Here is a 20,182-nt window from a genome sequence, read left to right as displayed (position 1 = left end):
GGGCTCAGCCTTCCCCCATGTACTTGTCCGAGTCGAAGGTTTTCACCGCCTCCGGGTTCAGCACCACGATCACGCTCAGTACCATGCCGTTGATGAAACCCTCCGGAAACATGACCAGGGTGATCATCGGCCAGTTTTCCAATGCGGCTGTCACCTGGGCCTGCTGTCCGACCAGTTCCAGCAGGAGCAGGCCGCTGGCCGCGAGACCCAGTGAGGACAGCGCCCCGCCACCAAAGCCCGCACCCAGCAGGTAGATGAACAGGTTGCTCTGCGGGCGTCGTCGCAACCAGTACACCAGCAAGCGTGACAGTGAGGCGGGTACCAGCACCGTTATCAGCCACGCCGCTGGCACCGCGGCCAGGGGTTGCGAGATCAGCAGCGCGTAAACACAGCTGGCCAGTGCGCCGAGCAGCAGGGTAAAACGCCAGCCAACCAGCAGGGTCACGGTGGTCACACCCATGAAGTGCAGCCACAGGCCATCGAACATGCGTACAGATATCAACCACAGGACAACCAGGAACAGCAGACTGGCGAACAGCAGGTGCTGCCGCAGGGGTACCTGCAGCATGGCGCGCCATTCGGCATAGCGCAGGCAGGGCAGCAGCACCGCGGCTGCCAGCGCCGCCAGCCACCAGGAAAGCGACTCGGGGATCAATGCGGCATCAACAAACACAGTAGCAGCGCCTGGCCTAATCCGTGACTTTGCCGCGCAGGTTCTTGACGCGCCCGCGCCGGGTTTTGCTGTCCATGCGCTTTTGTTGTGAGCTGCGGGTGGGTTTGGTCGCGCGCCGCGCTTTCTGCGTTACGGCCACGGAGCGAATCAGGTCGCCCAGGCGATCCAGCGCATCCGCGCGGTTTTTTTCCTGGCTGCGAAAGCGTTGCGCCTTGATCACGATGATGCCCTCTACGCTGATGCGGGAGTCACGCAGCTGGCACAGGCGCTGCTTGTAGAAATCCGGCAGTGAAGAGGCGTGGATATCGAATCGCAGGTGCACGGCCGACGCGACCTTGTTGACGTTCTGGCCGCCGGCACCCTGGGCCCGTATCGCCTGGATGTCGATCTCGCTCAACGGCAGGGTCACGTTGGAGGATATTTGCAGGGACTTCATGGCTGGGCACTCTGCCGGGAATGGGTTTACCGCCACCGCGGCCTCCGGGCCGCCGCTGCGCGCTGTGCTTGTGGCGCAATGATAACAATGAAATCGCGCGGCTGCTGCCTTGCCTGTGGTGTGCCAGGCAGCCGGTCACGGCGCGCCTTGCATAACAATTTGTGCCGGCGCGGTGATTTGTGCACAGCGCTGCCCCGGGGCAAGGTGCCGTGCCAGCAATGTGGCATACTTCGGGCGAAATTCGCACAGTTGATGGTAATCGTATGCGCATGCTGCTCATATCGCTGCTCTTGTTTCAGCCGTTGCTGGCAATCGCGGCGGGGAAACCGAATGTCATAATCATGGTGGCAGATGACCTTGGCTGGTCTGATGTCGGCTTTCACGGTGGCGACATTGACACTCCCTCGCTGGATCGCCTGGCAGCAGAGGGCGTCGAGCTCTCGCGGTTCTATACCATGCCGATCTGCTCGCCCACGCGAGCGGCACTGATGACCGGCCGGGACCCGATGCGCCTGGGCGTGGCCTATGCGGTCATCTGGCCCTGGTCCAATGCGGGCATACATCCCGATGAGCACTTTATGCCGGAGAGTTTCCTGGCTGCCGGCTACCAGACGGCGATGGTAGGCAAGTGGCACCTGGGTCACTCCCTGCAGGCCTACCACCCCAACGCGCGCGGGTTCCAGCACTTCTACGGCCACCTGCACACCGAGGTGGGATACTTCCCGCCCTTTGCCAATCAGGGCGGCAAGGACTTCCAGCAGAATGGCGTCTCCATCGAGCGCGACGGTTACGAGTCCTACATCCTCGCTGACGAGGTGTCGCGTTATATCCGCGAGCGTGAACGCGACCAGCCGTTTTTCATCTACATGCCGTTTATTGCCCCGCACACGCCACTGCAGGCACCTGAGGACCTGGTGCAGAAGTATGCGGACATGGAAGACAGGCGCGAACCCGCACGCAGCAAAAACACCGACCAGACGCGACTCATTGCCAGGCTCTCGGGGCAGCCCAGTGCCCGACCCATGTTCGCGGCGGTGGTGGAGGGCATGGACAGGGCGATCGGCACGGTGCTGGACACGCTGGACGAGGAGGGCATCGCCGATGACACCATAGTCTTGTTCTTCAGTGACAATGGCGGCGCCGCCTATGCCACGGGCGGGGCGGACAATGTGCCGCTGCGCGGTGGCAAGGGTGAGACCTGGGAGGGAGGCATTCGCGTGGTGTCCCTGCTGCGCTGGCCGCAGCGGCTGTCCGCCGGCGGCAAAATGGAGCAGATCATGAGCGCGATGGACGTGTTCCCGACCCTGGCCGAGGCCGCTGGAATCGAGACCCGCAATGAGCGCTTCGCCCTGGACGGACGCAGCATGTGGCCGGCGATCGCCCATGGCCAGCGCCAACCCAGGGAAGACCTGCTGTTCTTCGCCTCGGAAACGCCAATACGCGGCTCATTCATGCTCACGGCCTTCAACGAGCACTGGAAGCTGGTGCAGGAAGTGGAGCAGGGCCTGCTATCCGCCACCGTCAGCAACTACCTGTTCCGGATCGACGAGGATCCCAACGAATACAACAATCTCGCCGCGGAGTTTCCAGAGGTGGTGGCGGAACTGGCGCGAGAAATTCACTACTGGCGTACCTTGCACCCGGTAGCGGGGGCGCGCTCGGAACTGGTGCCGCCGCCGGGTTGGCGGGCACCGAAGGACTGGGCCACCTACCCGCGCTCGTTCGAGGACACCCAGGATGCGGCCGCGCCGGGTATGCCGCCGCCGCACGCACTGCAGCCGCTGGACTGGCAGCACGGCGAGGCCGGTCGCCTGATCTACAATTGCGCGCCCTACCGTTTCGCCGGGGGCGGCCTTTGTCGCTAGCCAGCGGGCAAGGGGTGCGGGCGCAGGATCGCGGCTAGCCCGTTGCCGCCAGGTGATTCTCGATCACCTCGATAAAGGCATCGCCGTACTTGTTGAGCTTGCGCTCGCCAACGCCGGTAAGGCGGCCGAACTGCACCGCATTGCGCGGCATCGCTGCGCACATTTCCTGTAGCGTGCGATCGTGGAAGATCACATAGGGCGGTACGCCCTGGTCCTCGGCCAGTAGCCTGCGTTTCTCGCGCAGGGCCTCCCACAGGCCGACGTCGATATCCTCGGGCAGTGCCGTGCGGGTTTGTTGCCGGGCGGTTTTGCGGGCGACATCGCGGCGCAGGTCTATGGTCTCGTCACCGCGCAGCAAGTCGCGGCATTTTTCCTCCAGGCACAGCGCGCCGAAGCGGTCCATGTCCACGCGCAGGTAACCACGCGCTACCAGCTGCCGGAACACGGAACGCCATTGGTTGGCATCCAGGTCCTTGCCCACGCCATAGGTGGGCAGCTGGTGGTGATCGTACTGGTAAATGCGCTCGGCTTCGCTACCGCGCAATACATCGATGAGGTGATTGACGCCAAAACGCTGCCCGGTGCGGTACACGGCAGACAGCGCCTTGCGTGCGGCTTCGGTGCCGTCCCAGGTGGTGACCGGCTCCAGGCAGTTGTCGCAGTTGCCGCAGGGTTGCGGCAGCTGGTCGCCAAAGTACGCCAGCAGGCTCTGGCGGCGGCAGGCGGTGATCTCACACAGCCCCAGCATGGCATTGAGCCGATGCTGCTCTGCGCGTTTGTGCGCCTCGCTGCCGTCCGAACCATCCACCATCTGCCGCAGTTTTATCACGTCCTGCAGGCCGTACAACATCCACGCGTTGGCAGGGGCGCCGTCGCGGCCGGCGCGACCGGTTTCCTGGTAGTAGGCCTCCACCGTCTTGGGCATGTCGAGGTGGGCGACAAAGCGCACATCCGGCTTGTCGATGCCCATGCCGAAGGCAATGGTGGCAACCATGATAATGCCTTCCTCGCGCAGGAAACGGGCCTGGTAGTCAGCGCGGATGTCGCTGTCGAGCCCGGCATGGTAGGGCAGGGCATTGAAGCCCTGCTCCTGCAGCCAGAATGCCACGTCCTCGGTTTTCCTGCGCGACAGGCAATAGACAATGCCGGCGTCGTGGGGGTGTTCCTCTTTGAGAAACCGCAGCAGCTGTTGCCTGGCATTGTGTTTGAGCGTGATGCGATAGCGGATGTTGGGGCGGTCGAACCCGGCGATGAAGCGTTCGGCTGCCGCCAGGTCCAGGCGCAGTGCTATCTCTTCACGGGTGCGCTCGTCCGCCGTGGCGGTCAGGGCGATGCGCGGCACGTCCGCAAAGCGTTGGTGCAACAGGTCAAGTTGCAGGTAATCGGCGCGGAAATCGTGACCCCACTGGGACACACAGTGGGCCTCGTCGATGGCAAACAGTGCGACCTGTGAACGCGCCAGCAGTGCCAGCGTCCGTTCCTGGGTCAGCCGTTCCGGTGCAATGTAGAGCAGGTCCAGTTCACCGGACTGCAGCGCTGTCTCCACTGCTGCGGCCTCGGCGGGGCCCAGTGTCGAGTTGAGGAAGCTCGCCCTCACACCCAGCTGGCGCAGGGCGTTGACCTGGTCCTGCATCAGGGCGATCAGCGGGGAGATGACCACCCCGCAGCCGGGACGGGCGAGCGCGGGAATCTGGTAACACAGGGATTTACCGCCACCGGTGGGCATGAGCACCAGCGCATCCCGGCCGGCGATGACCGTGTCAATAATGGCGTCCTGGGGCGGACGGAAGGACTCGTAACCGAATACGGTCTGCAGGATCTGGCTGGCGGATTTCATGGCGCGGCAGTATACCCTATCAGGGGCGCCGGTTCGGCCTGCTGGCGTGAAACAGCCTGTCGCCAGCGCTGGACTGGCAGCGTCGCTATCCTGAGCTACTATGGAAGTGGGCGAATCATCCCTTAGCGGGGATCCATTTACTTTTTCTTAATCAGGGAATGACGATGAAAAATACTCGCAAACTGCTGCTCGCAACCGCCGCGTGCGCCGCTTCGGCTCCGGCGCTGGCAGATCTGAGCTACTCACAGAAGATCATCGTGGAGGGCGGCGGCGCCATGTCCATGTTCTCGTCCGAGGGCACTGTGATCAATCACCTGGCGGGTGACAAATCCCGCAGTGAGACGCAGATGAACATGAAGTCGCGGCTGGCCCGCCTCGCCGCGGGCAGCGGCAACAGCGTCACCATTGTGCGCCTGGACAAGGCACTGACCTGGAACCTGCAGCCGGAAGACCAGCAGTACCAGGAAGTCACGTTTGCCCAGGCCAGGGCGCAACTTGCCAAGGCCATGGATGCGATGGAACAGTCCGGAGGCGGTGTGTTGCCGGTCAGCGAAGACGGTTGCCAGTGGAGTGATGGCAAGGTGGAAGTGGACAAGACCGGCGAAAAGGAAAAGATCACCGGTATCAAGACGCGCAAGCACGTTATCCGCATGCGCCAGTCCTGCACCGACCCGCAAAGCGGCAAAACCTGTGATATGACCTGGGTAATGGAGACCTGGCTGGCCAGTCGTGTGCCCGGCGAGAAAGAGGTGCGCGCCTTCCAGAAACGTTACCTGGACGCCATGGGGCTGGGGGATGCGGCGCAACACATGCAGGGTCCGGCCCAGGCCATGCTCGGTATGTTCGGTGATAACTGGGAGACAGTGGTCGACGAGCTGCAGGACATCAAGGGCTATCCGCTGCGTACGGTGATGCAGATGGGCATGGGTGGCGAGCAGTGCACAACGGCATCCGGGCAGCCGATCGCCATGGACCAGGTGTGGGCGGATGCCTCCACCTCAGCCTACAACGCGGCACTGGACCAGGCCGGGTATGAAGCGGGCAGCGCTGCCGGCCAGGCGGTGGGTGAATCCCTTGGCGGCAGCATCGCCGGCAGGATCGGAGGTGCCGCGGTCGGCGCCGCGGCAGGCGAGTTGATCGGTGGCTTCACCGGTATGTTCAAGAAGGATAAAAAACCGGTGGAGGCCGAGCCGGCGCAGCCTGTAACTGATGGCAACAAGCAGGTGACACTCTTCCGCATCAGCACCGAAGTAACCAACTGGAGCGAAGTGACCGTGCCGCCGGAGCGTTTCGAAGTCCCGGCAGGGTGGACCAAAGTCAAGGGGCCGTAGCGGTAAACTGACTACTGCCCCTGCACAAGGCCGGCCCCAGGAAACATGTCACATCTTCATCCCCGGCTGCACGGGGATGACAAACTGGGTGTTTCCTGATGCTCGCTATCTGGGTGGTTCTACCAGGTCCTGGGGCGTTTCTACGGACAGGCTGCCCAGGGCCAGTACCGCCTGGGTGCGGGAGTGTACCCCCAGCTTGCGAAAAATTTCCGTCATGTGAGCCTTGATGGTGGCCTCCTTGACGTTCAGTTCGTAGGCGATCTGTTTGTTCAGCAAGCCCTCAACCAGCATGGAGGCGACCCTGAACTGCTGTGGCGTGAGACTGGCCAGGGCGTCAGCTACATCAAGGGACTGCAGGCTCGCACCGGAGGCATTGGCGTCGAGACCCGGATGCAGGCCGCGCGCGCCCGCCATGACCTTGCCTATGCAGTCTTCCATATCAGCCACATCGGCCGATTTTGACAGGAAGCCGGCAGCGCCGTGGTCGATGGCTCGCCGCACCGTCTCCGGATGCGAGTTGGCCGAGATCATGATCACCGGTGTTGAGGGGTGCTGGCCGATAAACCAGGACAGTGCCGAGAAACCCAAAGCCCCCGGCATATGCAGGTCGAGCAGCAACAGCTCGATGTCCGGATGTTGATCGACCTGCTGCTGCAACTCGGCGACGCTGGCCGCCTGGTAGAGCGTGGCCTGTGGATACAACTGGGCAATTACCTGTTGTAGTGCACCACGAAACAGCGGGTGGTCGTCCGCCACCAGGATAGATTGAACTGCAGAACTCAATGGTCTTTATCCGTTGTTGTTATCAGGTCTATTCTGGCGATACAGCGAGAGCGTGTAAAGGGGCAGGAAATCGGCTCGTAGAAGCCCCTGCGCCCTGGTCTGTCAGGTGTTGCGGATTGCGGGCGCGGTTTGCGGTATGACAGGCAAAAAAAACCGGGCCAAAAGCCCGGTTGAACACAGTGACCCAAGTGGGTCTGTGGGGGTGAGAAACACGGTACCCAGTGTAAGGAAGCGCCGTGTACTTGCCATTGGACTTTGGTCCATGCGCCGCGTGCTAGCGGCGGCCGCGGTGCGCAGGTAAGCTAGTGTATCGGCGTGATTCCTGCACGGCTGCGTGAGACCGCAGGTGCAGGAGATCACGCCGGCGCTGCTTCGATAAATTTAACAATAGCCGTGTTCGCAAGGAGAAAGAATGAAACCACTGCTAGCTGCCATAACCGGTATCGGTCTGTTCGCATCGTCGTCACTGTTTGCTGCCAGCCTTAACATCCCCATGGCCTTCGAGTACCTGGCGGTGGATGGTCAGCAGGTCAAGAGAAGTGTCGTCATGCACAAGTCCAGGCTGGACCTGTCGCAGGGACAGCACGAAATCGCCTTGCGCTATAGCGATATGGTGGAAGCCAATGCCATGGAAACACCGGAAAGCGTGAAGTCACCGGCTTTTATTATCACCCTCGACGCGGTTGAGGATGTTGATTACTTCCTCACCACGGCGGATGGCAAACCGGTAAGAAACGCCAAAGAGTTTGCCAGGGCGCCCGACGTGAAAATTATCCGCAAGGACGGTGGGCAGGTTGACTACACGCTCACCCATACCCGGATCACGGACAAGGATTTCGCCACGCACCTGTATGGGCAGGAGGCGCAGCCGGCCAAACCTGCCGTTGTCGCCACCACCGCGCCTACCACGGCGATGGCGGCAGCAGCGCCCACGGAACCGTCGCAGTTGCAGTCTGCACCCGTTGCGGCGGCCGCTGCGTCGGCGGGCGTGGAGGCAGGGGAAAGCAATGCCTCACCGGAGCAGATGCTGCGTCTCTGGTGGCAACGCGCTGACGAGCAGACGCGCCGGGACTTCCTGGCCTGGGCGATAAAGCAGCTCTGAGACAGGCGTGCCGAAGGGCTCTCGCTATCACGCCGGCCTCGCTGTGCCGGCCTGGTGGTTGCGCCTAAAATGAATGCCCCAGCCAGGCGCGGGTGAACGGCAGGGTGGTTCTTTCAAGCCGAAACAGTGTTTTCCGCGCGCTCTCCGCCAGAGAGGAATTAGCCGATGCGTAAATCACTGTTGCTGTTCTCAACCGCCTTGCTCGCCGCGTGCAAGATCAACATGCCGGTCAGTGATGATGGCCGTGTTGTCAGTCTCTCCGGCGCCCGTGACTGTGGGCCCGGTGAAACCTGTGAGTTCGACGTCTCGGACACCTTCTTCGAGGAGACATTCACCGCCGTGCCGGGGGCAGGGCAGGTGTTCCTGGGCTGGCGCAAGCGCGATCGGGGGCTTTGCGGCGGCACCGCCGCGCCCTGTGAGCTGAGTACCTCGGCGTTTGCGGGCGACGCAGCATTGGCCGGGCTGCTGGCCTCGGATGAGACCTTTTTTCTGCAACCGGTGTTCGCACCCACTGGCGGGCCTTCCTTTAATGTACGCTATTGCGAAGTGCTGATCGGCAGGGCTGTGGATGACGGTTTTGAAGCAGAGGTCTGGGGTTCACAGAGCCTGAACGATTGCCCGGAGGCCAAGGTGCGGGCACTCGATCCTGTCGCGATAGCCCGAGAGAATGATGCCGAATGGGCCAATATCAACGGGCCCCGCTACTGGGTTATCGACAACCTGCAGTTGACCAGCATACCGCCGGGGTTTCGCGCGCCTGAGGACATACGCCGGGAATTTGGCGGCATCGAGATGCGCCTGATCACCTCAGTGCGCCTGTCAGGCGTGCAGGGCCTGCTGGCGGCGGGCGGCTACCAGGTCGCGGAGGTGGCGCGAGGCACACTGTTTACCTTCGTCAAGGGGCGACGCGTTTACGAGCTCGAAGATCCTGCCGGCAGCCGCTACCTCATGCAGTCCTTCAGCCAGGCGGTGAAGCAGCGCCAGGATATCACCGAACTCGCGGATCTCGGCAGCCGGCTGCAACTGCCGCCGGGCTGGCGCTTTCGCAGCTATATTCTCGATGAAGCGCTGCAGTTACCCAGCGTGGACGGCATAGCGCGGGTGGTCACCGATAACCTCGAAAATACCTACCAGTTGCTTCCTGAACAGTAAGGCTTTGCCCGGGAAGACCGTGCCGCGCGTCCTGGGGCATTCGCTGCTATCACCTCACCCGATAATGCGGGGTGGGCTCTCCCTGGCTCCCGGGGACGTCTATGCAGAGTTGGGTGATTATCCCCAGCCGCGTCCCCTCCGCCTTCCCTGGCTCCCGGGGACGCTTGCCCGAAAATCGGTTCCAATCCCGACCGCGTCCCCTCCGCCACACCCGATACGGCGGGGTGGGCTCTCCCTGGCTCCCGGGGACGTACCGTACATCCTGTACATAAAAAAGGGTGTCAGCCTTTTATGGCTGACACCCTTTGTGTTGTGGTGGGTTCGGTTTAGATGCCGAACTTGGCGGACAACTGGAAGTAGTTGGAATCGCCGTTCTCGGCGTCGCCGCCATCGGAGATGTCGAAGTTACCCAGTTCAACACCGACGGAGAGTGCAGGGGTCAGCTGGCGAATCAGGTTGACGCCCCAGTGAGCACGCTCGAAGTCAGTGGTGTCGGTTTCCGCATAACCGTAGTAAGCGGTGCTGCGCCAGTTGTCGCTCCACAGGTGACGGTAGGCCACGGTGAAGGCGGTGGTTTCTTCCACTTCATACTGGCCGTTGGAATCCAGCACGATGTCGCGCACCATGCCTGCACCCACGTAACGACCTGATTCACCGAAGTTCACCTGGAAGCGGATGTCATCGCGGCCGATGTTGATCTTGCCGCCGATGTTGCCGGCCAGCGCTGATTCGTCGATCGCCCTGCGACCTGCTTCATTGGCGTCGCCTTCGAGCGTGCGATACAGAGCGCTGAACTGCACTTCACCCCAGTCGCCGGAGAAAGCGTAAGCTGCCACGAGGTCAGGGTATTTAGCGTCGGAATCAACGGTGGCCGGGTTGTTGCCGCCACCATTGCCGCCGGCATCCAGATAGTCGTTACCCCAGGTTTCGGGGTTCTCAATGGCGAACTTGAAACCGCCAACGGTATAACGAATCTGTGGCTGGCGTACGAACACTTCACCGACGATCGGGCCGCCGAAGTCCAGTGCGTCCATCCATGCTGCCATCGGCGTGAACGTGGACCAGTATTGGCCCGCCATCCAGCCCTTGTACTTCACAAACGCGTGGCGCAGGCGCGGATTGGTGCTGTTGGTGGCGACCTCGTTACCGTCACCACCGTAAAAGTCCATTTCGATAAAGGCTGTCACGTCACCATGCACGTACTTGGTGTTGAAACGGGTTTCGCTGACGGTCATGCCGAACTTCGAAGTATCTTCGAATCCCGGGTTGTTGCCACGCCAGTAGTCCTGGTACTTCACATCGCCGTCGACGTAGCGAGCATCGGCCTTGATATAACCACCAAAGGTGATCTGGTCACCGTTCTCGAGGTTGAATTCATAACCGGCAAATGCCTGCGATGCGGTGCACAGGCCTACGGCAGCAGCCAGGGTTTTCATTTTTATGGTGTTCATGACAGTCTCCATGTGTTGTCGGATAACACGCACAGACTCTGTTGTTTTAGGTCCAAAACCAATTGGACCTTAGTCTAAACGCGGAAAAATCACACAACCCGGCAGCGTATAAAAGGTGCTGCCGGCTTGTCTCGCAGCGTCGGGCTATAAAAGCAGCGTGACACGAAACGCCGGGAAACCTGTCGGCGCCTCTCACAGCCAGTCGATAACCGGCCTCGGCCCAAAGCGCCGGTTGCGTGTGGATTCGGGCGGTGCAGCTGCACCGTAATCAGGCCGGCGGTGCGCCGGGGTATCCGCTGAGTGAGTGAGCTTTTCGATCGAAGGGGATACCCCGGCGCATCGACGGCCGGCAGCCGATTCACCAGCCCGCGAAGCGCCGCTACGCCTGACATCGTAATTCGAAACACTCCTGGCCCCGTGCGTCAGCTCCGACGCACCCGAAGCCCGCGTAGACCAATGTCTAATACCCCCGTTGACGATGGCAGTGTCAGTATGCGGCAACGTGTTCTTAGCTGTGGATAGACCAAGGTCTAAGAGTATGGATCGACCCGGCGGAGTAACATCTGCCAGGCATGAAACGATAACAACACCGATAGGAGGTGTGTGATGTCCCCACTAAATGAAGAGCAGGCCAAGGAGTACTGGCGCCGCAACCTGTCATTGATGATCAGGTGCCTGGTGGTCTGGTTTGTCGTCAGCTACGGCTTCGGCATTATCCTGGTCGATGTGCTGAACCAGATCCAGATAGGTGGTTACAAGCTTGGGTTCTGGTTTGCCCAGCAGGGTTCAATCTACGTGTTTGTAGCATTGATTTTTTACTACGCCAAGAAAATGGGCGACCTGGACCGTGAGTTCGGTGTCGAAGAAGAAGAATAGGGAGCTCTGACATGGATCTGCAAACATTAACGTACATTGTGGTGGGCTTTACCTTTGCCCTCTACATTGGAATCGCAATCTGGGCCCGTGCGGGCTCTACCAAGGACTTCTACGTCGCCGGGGGCGGTATCAACCCCATACAGAACGGTATGGCCACAGCGGCTGACTGGATGTCCGCAGCCTCGTTTATCTCCATGGCGGGCCTGATCGCCCTGAGCTATGGCGGCTACGGTGGTTCGGTGTTCCTGATGGGCTGGACCGGTGGCTACGTGATCCTCGCCATGTTGCTTGCGCCTTACCTGCGTAAGTATGGCAAGTTCACCGTGCCCGAGTTTATCGGCGACCGATTCTACTCCAACTCGGCGCGAGCCGTGGCGGTTATCTGCCTGATCATCTGTTCCGTTACCTATGTAATCGGCCAGATGAAAGGTGTGGGTGTGGCGTTCTCCCGCTTCCTGGAAGTGGATTATGACACCGGCCTGTACGTGGGTATGACTATCGTGTTCTTTTACGCCGTACTCGGCGGCATGAAGGGTATCACCTACACCCAGATTGCCCAGTACTGCGTATTGATCCTGGCGTACACCATTCCTGCCATCTTCATCAGCCTGCAGTTGACCGGCAACCCGCTGCCGCAGCTCGGCCTGGGTAGCACCCTGGTTGGCACTGACGTATACCTGCTGGACAAGCTGGATATGGTCGTCACTGACCTGGGCTTCAAGGAGTACACCACCAACGTGCGCCTGAGCGGCATCAACATGTTCGCCTACACCCTGTCGCTGATGATCGGTACCGCGGGCCTGCCCCACGTGATTATCCGCTTCTTCACCGTGCCGAAGGTCAGGGACGCGCGTTCCTCCGCTGGTTGGGCACTGGTCTTCATTGCGATCCTCTACACCACTGCTCCCGCAGTTGCTGGTATGGCTCGCCTGAACCTGATGCAGACCCTGGAGCCTTCACCTGGCCAATACCTGGCGATCGATGAGCGTCCCCAGTGGTTCAAGAACTGGGAGAAAACAGGTCTGCTGGCGTACGAAGACAAGAACGGTGACGGTCGTATCCAGTACTCCGCGGACAAAGAAACCAACGAGATGGTCAAGATCGACAACGACATCATGGTGCTGGCCAACCCTGAAATTGCCAAGCTGCCCAACTGGGTAATTGCACTGGTGGCTGCCGGTGGTCTCGCTGCCGCCCTGTCCACTGCGGCGGGTTTGCTACTGGCGATCTCGTCGGCAATCTCGCATGACTTGCTCAAGGGTATGTTAACGCCGAATATCAGTGAGAAAGCGGAGCTGAACGCATCCCGGATAGCCATGGCCTTTGCCATCGCCGGGGCGGGTTATCTAGGCTTGAATCCACCAGGGTTCGCGGCGGGTACCGTGGCACTGGCCTTCGGCCTGGCGGCGTCCTCGATCTTCCCGGCACTGATGATGGGTATCTTCTCCAAGGGTATTACCAAGGAAGGCGCCATAGCCGGCATGATCGGCGGCATCGGTGTCACCCTGTTCTACGTGTTCCAGCACAAGGGCATCATGTTCATCCCGGGTACTGCCTGGGTGCAGCCTGGCGGTGAGAACTGGTTCCTCGGAATCGAGCCCAACGCCTTTGGCTGTGTTGGCGCCATCGTGAACTTCGTGGTCGCCTTCGCGGTATCCAAGGTCACTGCTGCACCGCCCGAGCGCGTGCAGGAGCTGGTGGAGCACATCCGCGTACCGGTTGGTGCGGGTGAAGCCACTGGCCACTGATCCAGTCGTCCTGACTCGGGAGGCATCGCTTGCGATGCCTCCCTTTTTTATTTGTCACTTTTGCCCAATCGCCATTTGCCTGTATTTCAAGAAAGTGGCGATCGTGCAACAGTGATGGGGAGGGGGCATAGCATTCGCATTGCTATGATTACTGCTCCGTGAAGACATCACCGTAGAGGGAAAATAACGCAACATGTTTACCAACAAGCACGTCATTATCGCCATGATCGTGGCGCCTATCCTGGCGGTACTCGCCTGGTTTGCCGTGGGTCAGCTCACGGGAGAGCAGCCGCATGTCGCCGAACCCGGGCAGTCCTACCCGCTGGTGGAGAAGAGTAACTGCCGCTATGAAAGCGGCGCTTGCGATCTTGAGAATGAAGACTTCAGGTTGCGCCTGACCCTGCAGGATGGCGTAACCGGCCCCGAATTCCTGTTGACCTCGTCCCATACCCTGGAGGGTGTGGTATTGTCAGTGGGCGCAGCCGATGCGGAAGCCCAACCGGCGCCGATGCGTGCGTCCGACGGCCAGGGCCTGCAGTGGCGTATCGTCCTTGGCGAGAAACCGACGCCCGACCAGCGCATACGCCTGGTGGCGCGGGCGGCCGGCAGTAGCTATTTCGCCGAAGCTTCAACGACCTTCCTGCAGCCCAGTAAATGACCCCTGACATGAGTACAGAGAACAACCAGCAGACCGCCGCCGAAGACCGCAATGAAAACAGGTATCCGGGGCTGGATACACCGGAACTGGTGACGGTAGCGGAATTTATCCAGCAAACTTTGCCGTTCAACGAATTGCCAGAGGAAATACTGTACCCGGTTATCTCGCGCATCGTGATCCAGTATCACTGCCAGGGTGACGCCTTCGATGCCCGGACGCCCGAGCGCGGGCTGCGTATCCTGCGTAGCGGTGCCGTGGAATTGCGCGACAGCGATAACAAACTGCTGGATCGGCTCGGTGAAGGAGAGAGTTTCCACATCGCCGGGCTGAACGCCGAGCGTGGTGAAGTGATTGCCACGGTGATAGAGGACGCGCTGTTCTACTTTGTGCCTGACGAGGTCTATCGCGAGCTGCGTGAAGCCGATCGCGGCTTTGACCGCTACTTCTCCGGACAGCGTAACCGACGGCTGCGCCGGGCGGCACGCTACCAGCCGGAACCCAATACCATGATGCAGGAAGTGCGCACGGTTATGAGTTCCAACCTGCTCACGGTGGCGCCATCCTGTACCGTGCAGGACGCGGCAAAGGCCATGGCGGAGCGACGTGTTTCCTCTGCCTTCGTGGTAGAGGATGACGTGCTGCTGGGCATCGTGACTGACCGCGACCTGCGGGTGCGTTTTGTCGCGGCGGGTTTGCCGTTTGATACCCCTGTCAGCCAGATCATGACGCCGGACCTCGAGTGGGTGGATGGCTCGGAAACCATCTTCGCCACCACCCTGTTGATGACGCAGCGGCGGTTTCACCACCTGCCGGTGAAAATCAACGGCGTCACCAAGGGCATCGTGACTACCTCGGACCTTATCCTGGCCAAGCAGGATGATCCAGTGTACCTGGTGCAGCATATTTCGCGGCAACACGACGTCGACAGCATTAAGGAACTGGTCTCCGGCATGGCCAACCTGATGGTGCAGTGGGTCAACTCCGGCATGCTGGCACAGCAGGTCAGCCAGGTGTTAACCGCCATATCCGACGCCATCACCATCCGCCTGATCCAGCTGGCGGAAGAAAAGTTTGGTCCTGCGCCGGTGCCCTGGTGCTGGACCGGGTTTGGCTCCCAGGCGCGTGCCGAACAACTGCTCGGCGCCGACCAGGACAATGGCCTGGTCATTGACGACAGCGTTACCGCGGAACAACTGCCCTGGTTCCGCCAGGTGGCTGATTTTGTTTGCGATGGCCTCGATCACGTGGGCTACGTGTACTGCCCGGGCGGGATCATGGCCAAGAACGACGAGTGGCGCCAGCCCCTGGCCAGGTGGCAGGACACAGTGCGTAAATGGGCCCGGGCGCCGACCCCGGATGCGGTGATGCGCGTGAGTATTTTCTTCGACATCCGCTGCATCTACGGCGACTGCAAGCTGGCCGAGAAACTCCAGGAAACCATGCTCGACCAGGCGTCGCGCAATTCCATATTCCTTGCCGCCCTGGCTGCCAACGTGCTCGATACCAAGCCGCCGCTGGGGATCTTCCGCCGCTTTGTGGTGGACCGCGATGGCGAGCACCGTTCCGAGCTCGACCTGAAGAAGCGCGGCGTATTGCCGGTGACCGAGATCGTGCGCCTGCACGCGCTGGCGCACAAGATTACAGCGGTGAACACGGACGAGCGCCTCAAGGCCCTGGCCGCAGAAAAGCACCTGACAATCGCCGGTAGCCGCAACCTGGCCGATGCCCTGCACTTCATCCAGCAGTTGCGCATCAAGCACCAGTGCGAGCAGATTACCCGCGCTGAAAAGGTGTCCAATTTTGTTAATCCCCGTGACCTGGCCAAGATGGCAAAGGAGCAGCTGCGCGATGCATTCACCATTATCGATGAAGCCCAGTCCTCGGTGCGGCAAACCTACCGAGCGGGAATGGGCTGATGTGGCGGCTGCGGTTACGGCGCCTGATGTATCAGCGCCGGATTGCAGGCACGGCGCTGCAGCGCTGCTGGCAGGCGCCCTTGCCATCCACTTCGAGCGACTGGCGGGCGGTGTCTTTCCTGGTGGCGGATGCGGAGATGTCTTCCCTGGACGCCAACACCGGTGAGCTGCTAAGCGTCGGCTGGGTAGTGGTGGAACAGGGCGGGATCATGCTCAGTAGCGCCCAGCACCACCTGATAAAGGCGGAAAACTCCGTCGGCCAGAGCGCCACCATTCACAACCTGCGCGATCACGACCTGCTGGATGCCGACACCAAGGACAGGGTGCTCGGTGAATTCCTGCAGGTGGCCGCGGGCAAGGTGCTGGTGTTTCACAACGCCGCGCTGGACATGGCTTTCCTCAACAAGATCAGTCGACGTGAATTCGACGCGCCTATCATGATGCCGGTGGTGGATACGCTGCTGCAGGAAGAGAAGCTGTTGCGGCGCCGGGACAAGCCCATCAAGCCGGGCGAACTGCGCTTGCAGGCCTGCCGTGACCGCTACGGCCTACCGCATTTTCACGGGCACAATGCGCTGCTGGACGCGCTGTCTACCGCTGAGTTGCTTATTGCCCTGGCTTCCCGTCGCAGTGCCGGCCAGTCACTGACTCTCGGCCAGTTACTTTAAACCGGGGTTTTGCCTCCCCGGTCTCGCCACCAGGGCGCCATCAGTCCGGTGTCGGTGTCCGTGAGATACAGCATGGGCCTGGGTGAGCGCAGCCGGTTCTCGCGCACGGCTGGACAGTGTTCACGCCTTGAAGCAAGCTAACGTTCTCATTCGGTCAAATAACAACGGGAAACCGACTCGTGATGCATATTTTCCGGCTTTTGATTCTATTCGCCAGTGCGGCACTGCTGGCTGCATGTGACCCGGCGCCAAGCCACTACACAAGCCTGGAGGCCAATGCGGCGTGCAGTGTCAGCTCAGAGCATGCGGGTGAACACGAGGAAAACCCGCTGTTTCAGCCCCTGGAGCGGCAACCTGCAGGCCCGCTCAGCCCGCTGCTGAACAGTGTCAGAAACCGCACCGTCACCTCCCTGAACGGGGAATGGAATTTCATCGTCGATCAGTTGGGTGTCGGTGATGCCAGCCCCTTGCTGCGCGGTGGTGTTGGCGAAGATGCCGACTACCTGCCCTACGAACTGCTCGAGTACAGTTTCGCCGGTGGTGACACGCTGACAGTGCCGGGCGACTGGAACAGCCAGCAGGACTCGCTGTTCTGGTACCGCGGTATCGTCTGGTACCAGCGCGACTTTGAGTACGCGCGAGCCCAGGGCAAGCGCCTGTTCCTGTATTTTGGCGGCGCCAATTTTGCCAAGGACGTGTACCTGAATGGTCGGCTGATTGCGCGCCACAAAGGTGGCTTCACACCCTTCAACAGTGAAATAACCGAGCACCTGCGCCCGGGACGCAACAGTCTCGTGGTCAAGGTCGACAGCATGAGCAGCGCCGCCGAAGTGCCAACGGAGTACAACGACTGGATGAACTACGGGGGCATAACCCGCGATGTCCTGCTGGTGGAAACGCCGGAGACGTTTGTGCGCAACTTCAAGCTGCAGCTGCGCCCGGGCAGTCTCGACACCCTGCAGGGCTGGGTGCAACTGGATGGCGCCAGCGCGGGGCAGCGCGTACGCCTGGAAATACCGGAAGCCGATATCGCGCGCAGCTTTCGCGTTGACCGTCTCGGGCGCGCCGAGTTTGAGTTCGAGGCCGAGGTGGGGCTCTGGTCTCCGGAACAGCCGCGTTTGTACGACGTGGCGTGGTCGACTGAAGCTGACACCTTGCGTGACCAGGTGGGATTCCGCACTGTCGAGACGCGTGGTGAGGACATACTGCTGAACGGCGAGCCGATTTTCCTGCGTGGTATCTCCCTGCACGAGGAGTCACTGTTGCGCCCGGGGCGGGCACACAGCAAGGCTGACGCCGAGGCCGTGATTGAGCGGCTGGTGGCGCTTAACGCCAATTTCGTGCGCCTGGCCCACTACCCGCACAACGAGCACATGGTGCGCGCCGCAGATCGCGCCGGCATGCTGGTCTGGGCCGAACTACCGGTTTACCACAATATCACCTTTGCTGACCCCTGCACCCTGACCAGCGCCAAAAAACAATACAGTGAACTGATAGCGCGGGACCACAACCGCGCCGCGGTGATTCTCTGGAGCCTGGGTAACGAAACGCCGGAAACGCCTGCGCGAGACGCTTTCTTTGAAGCGATGGCTGAGCATGTGCGCGGCGAAGATAATACCCGCCTGCTTACAGCCGCGTTGCTCGGTTTCGGTGGTATGGAGGCCGTGGGCAAGTATATCGGCACCCTGCTCGCCGCCAGGGACAGCAAGCTGGTGGCCTTCTTCACTGACCCGGAGCCGGTCACGATGACGATTGATGACCCGCTGGGCGATATCGTCGACGTGATTGGCTACAACGAATACCTGGGCTGGTATATGTCCGGCATGATCGCCGATGCGCTGCGCGAGCGCGGCATGGAGGTCAGCGAGGCCGACGTGCGCGAGCTGATGCTGACGGAAATGGTGCGCTTCACCATTGATACGGATTTCGACAAGCCGCTGGTGATCAGCGAATTCGGCGCTGGCGCCAAGGCTGGCATGCGCGGCGGGCCGCTGCATGTGTGGAGCGAAGACTACCAGGCGCGCGTCTACCGGCAACAGTTGAAGATGCTGCAGAACAGCCCTGCATTGCGCGGCATTTCGCCCTGGATTCTCAAGGATTTTCGCGCACCCTATCGGCTCAACACGCACAAGCAGGACTACTGGAACCGCAAGGGCCTGTTGTCTGAAACGGGGCAGGAAAAACTTGCGTTCGAGGTGCTCAGCGAGCACTACGCAGAGCGCATGCAGGAGTGAAATTGCGGGCCAACAGATAGCGGGCCGCGCCAGTCACCGGCTGTAAACGAAAGGCGCGCGACGGTGGTAGTCCGCTGTTTCCAGTTGCTCCAGCACGAATTCGGCCAGCTCGGCCGCCCGCAGCCGGAATGTGGCCGGCGTCGCCAGTGACACTATCGCCGGCTGTACATAGGGGCCCGACTCGATGAGTGGGCAGCGCACCACCGTCCACTGCAGGTCACTGTCTGCGAGCAACTGGTATTCCGCCTGTTTGTCACGGAGTATTTCCGGGTAGCGGATTTTCACCAGCTGCCGCATCCACCAGCCGGTGGCATTACGATCATCGCCGGGGGCCGCGACGCCCGCCCCGGACACCACCAGGTAGCGGGTAAGGCCGTGTCGCTGCATTGCCGTTATGAGTTTGCCGGTCACGGCGGAGCTGATACCTTTCGCCGCCGCGCCGTCGGCGGGTACCGGCCCGATGGCGCTGATTACGGCATCGGCACCTTGCAACAGTGAGTCCAGCACCGCAGGGTCACGTGCATCGCCCTCTATCACCGTCACCCGGTCACCGAGGTAGGCCAGTTTTTGCGGGGAGCGTGACAGCACCCGCAGCGGGTAGCCTCGCGCCAGTGCCTCGCGCAGCAGGTAGCTGCCGGCCAGGCCGGTGCCACCCAGCAAAGCAATGGTGCGTGGGCGCTCGATGGCTTGTTCGGCGGCGCGGATTGCGTCCGCTGAGAGGCGTTGCTGGGGCAGCGCACAGCCGCTGGCCAGGAGGCTGGTCAGCAACAGCAGTAGCGCTACGCGCAGCCCACCGCGGGGAGTTGTCATGGCACCTGCAGCTCGCGCCAGAACATGCTTCCCGCCTGATCGCACATGGGGCCCATGGTGGCGGTGTCGAGATAGATGCCGTCTATCAGCAGCCGGCACATGCCATGCAGGGTACTCCAGGTCACCTGGGCATAACGCAGGGCATCCAGCGTCGGGCTGATGCGCTGCTGGTCCTGCCACGCGCGCACCTGGGCCACGTAGAACCGAAACGAACTGTGGGCCTCATCCTGCAGCGCGCTGCTGATGTGCCCGGATTTCCACAACTGGCTGCCGAACATCAGGTCATAATACTCAGCGTTGTTCACGGCGAATTCCAGGTAGTTGCGCACGAACTGCTGCAAGCGCTGTTCCGACAAGGCCGCACTTTCGATGCGCAAGACGCCGACAAAGCGCCGAAAACCTTCCTCGGCGATGGCGCAAAGCAATTGCTGTTTATCTGCGAAGTGATGATAGGGCGCCGTGCGTGAAACACCCGCCCGCGCCGCCAGGGCGCGCATGGACAGTCCTTTCTCGCCTTCTTCCCGCAGCAGGCCCGCGGCCTGGTCCAGCAGGGTGCGTCGCAGGTCGCCGTGGTGATAGGTGGATTTTTCTGCCATGGGTGCAATTTACCGCGCAATCTTGACAGTGTCAAAATCCCTCGCT

At 61.2% G+C, this 20,182-nt stretch carries 17 protein-coding genes; 10 read left to right on the top strand and 7 right to left on the bottom strand.

The window, feature by feature from the left end; genetic code table 11:
* Window positions 1-4: 4 nt before the first annotated feature.
* Window positions 5-673, bottom strand: coding sequence for an energy-coupling factor ABC transporter permease (locus F0M18_RS02375; protein ID WP_188109555.1), 669 nt, complete (start codon window positions 671-673; stop codon window positions 5-7).
* Window positions 674-689: 16 nt separating this feature from the next.
* The gene (arfB, locus tag F0M18_RS02370) at window positions 690-1,109 is read right to left on the bottom strand and encodes an alternative ribosome rescue aminoacyl-tRNA hydrolase ArfB (RefSeq protein ID WP_149609770.1); all 420 of its coding nucleotides are present in this window, start codon (window positions 1,107-1,109) and stop codon (window positions 690-692) included.
* 263 nt (window positions 1,110-1,372) lie between these two features.
* On the opposite strand from arfB, the gene F0M18_RS02365 reads away from it, so the two are divergent.
* On the top strand, window positions 1,373-2,974 hold the full coding sequence (locus F0M18_RS02365) for a sulfatase-like hydrolase/transferase (protein WP_149609769.1): 1,602 nt from the start codon (window positions 1,373-1,375) through the stop codon (window positions 2,972-2,974).
* Window positions 2,975-3,008: 34 nt separating this feature from the next.
* On the opposite strand, the gene recQ is transcribed toward F0M18_RS02365, so the two are convergent.
* On the bottom strand, window positions 3,009-4,811 hold the full coding sequence (recQ, locus tag F0M18_RS02360; protein WP_149609768.1) for a DNA helicase RecQ: 1,803 nt from the start codon (window positions 4,809-4,811) through the stop codon (window positions 3,009-3,011).
* Between the two features lie 164 nt (window positions 4,812-4,975).
* Between recQ and F0M18_RS02355 the strand changes: the two genes are divergently transcribed.
* Window positions 4,976-6,142: a hypothetical protein gene (locus F0M18_RS02355; RefSeq protein WP_149609767.1), complete on the top strand. Its 1,167-nt coding sequence runs from the start codon at window positions 4,976-4,978 to the stop codon at window positions 6,140-6,142.
* A gap of 105 nt (window positions 6,143-6,247) precedes the next feature.
* On the opposite strand, the gene F0M18_RS02350 is transcribed toward F0M18_RS02355, so the two are convergent.
* Window positions 6,248-6,925, bottom strand: a complete 678-nt coding sequence (locus F0M18_RS02350; RefSeq protein ID WP_188109554.1) for a response regulator transcription factor — start codon at window positions 6,923-6,925, stop codon at window positions 6,248-6,250.
* Between the two features lie 412 nt (window positions 6,926-7,337).
* Between F0M18_RS02350 and F0M18_RS02345 the strand changes: the two genes are divergently transcribed.
* Both F0M18_RS02345 and F0M18_RS02340 read left to right on the top strand, forming a co-directional pair.
* Window positions 7,338-8,027: a YccT family protein gene (locus F0M18_RS02345; RefSeq protein WP_149609766.1), complete on the top strand. Its 690-nt coding sequence runs from the start codon at window positions 7,338-7,340 to the stop codon at window positions 8,025-8,027.
* A 165-nt stretch (window positions 8,028-8,192) separates the two neighbouring features.
* Window positions 8,193-9,179 (top strand): hypothetical protein, encoded by a 987-nt coding sequence (locus tag F0M18_RS02340; RefSeq protein WP_149609765.1) that lies wholly within the window; start codon window positions 8,193-8,195, stop codon window positions 9,177-9,179.
* Between the two features lie 326 nt (window positions 9,180-9,505).
* On the opposite strand, the gene F0M18_RS02335 is transcribed toward F0M18_RS02340, so the two are convergent.
* Window positions 9,506-10,630, bottom strand: coding sequence for a porin (locus F0M18_RS02335; RefSeq protein ID WP_149609764.1), 1,125 nt, complete (start codon window positions 10,628-10,630; stop codon window positions 9,506-9,508).
* Between the two features lie 606 nt (window positions 10,631-11,236).
* On the opposite strand from F0M18_RS02335, the gene F0M18_RS02330 reads away from it, so the two are divergent.
* From F0M18_RS02330 to F0M18_RS02305, 6 genes are all read left to right on the top strand, one after another.
* The gene (locus F0M18_RS02330) at window positions 11,237-11,506 is read left to right on the top strand and encodes a DUF4212 domain-containing protein (RefSeq protein WP_149609763.1); all 270 of its coding nucleotides are present in this window, start codon (window positions 11,237-11,239) and stop codon (window positions 11,504-11,506) included.
* 11 nt (window positions 11,507-11,517) lie between these two features.
* Window positions 11,518-13,254: a sodium:solute symporter family protein gene (locus tag F0M18_RS02325; protein ID WP_149609762.1), complete on the top strand. Its 1,737-nt coding sequence runs from the start codon at window positions 11,518-11,520 to the stop codon at window positions 13,252-13,254.
* Between the two features lie 193 nt (window positions 13,255-13,447).
* On the top strand, window positions 13,448-13,912 hold the full coding sequence (locus F0M18_RS02320; RefSeq protein WP_149609761.1) for a hypothetical protein: 465 nt from the start codon (window positions 13,448-13,450) through the stop codon (window positions 13,910-13,912).
* Window positions 13,913-13,920: 8 nt separating this feature from the next.
* Window positions 13,921-15,828, top strand: a complete 1,908-nt coding sequence (locus tag F0M18_RS02315; RefSeq protein ID WP_149609760.1) for a DUF294 nucleotidyltransferase-like domain-containing protein — start codon at window positions 13,921-13,923, stop codon at window positions 15,826-15,828.
* Complete coding sequence (locus F0M18_RS02310; RefSeq protein WP_149609759.1) at window positions 15,828-16,496, top strand: exonuclease domain-containing protein; 669 nt, start codon at window positions 15,828-15,830, stop codon at window positions 16,494-16,496. The genes F0M18_RS02315 and F0M18_RS02310 overlap by 1 nt, the downstream gene beginning before the upstream one ends.
* A 182-nt stretch (window positions 16,497-16,678) precedes the next feature.
* Window positions 16,679-18,730 carry a glycoside hydrolase family 2 protein gene (locus F0M18_RS02305; RefSeq protein WP_262500812.1) on the top strand — a complete coding sequence of 684 codons (2,052 nt, stop codon included), beginning with the start codon at window positions 16,679-16,681 and terminating at the stop codon, window positions 18,728-18,730.
* 33 nt (window positions 18,731-18,763) lie between these two features.
* On the opposite strand, the gene F0M18_RS02300 is transcribed toward F0M18_RS02305, so the two are convergent.
* Both F0M18_RS02300 and F0M18_RS02295 read right to left on the bottom strand, forming a co-directional pair.
* Window positions 18,764-19,540: an NAD(P)-dependent oxidoreductase gene (locus tag F0M18_RS02300; RefSeq protein WP_149609757.1), complete on the bottom strand. Its 777-nt coding sequence runs from the start codon at window positions 19,538-19,540 to the stop codon at window positions 18,764-18,766.
* Window positions 19,537-20,136: a TetR/AcrR family transcriptional regulator gene (locus tag F0M18_RS02295; protein ID WP_149609756.1), complete on the bottom strand. Its 600-nt coding sequence runs from the start codon at window positions 20,134-20,136 to the stop codon at window positions 19,537-19,539. Before F0M18_RS02295 ends, F0M18_RS02300 begins: the two co-directional genes overlap by 4 nt.
* Window positions 20,137-20,182: the final 46 nt, after the last annotated feature.

This window comes from Pseudohalioglobus sediminis (assembly GCF_008370495.1).
In the GTDB taxonomy this organism is placed as follows: Bacteria; Pseudomonadota; Gammaproteobacteria; order Pseudomonadales; family Halieaceae; genus Halioglobus.
The sequence above is the reverse complement of the archived record's forward strand: the minus strand, read 5'-3'. Positions and strand labels throughout refer to the sequence as shown.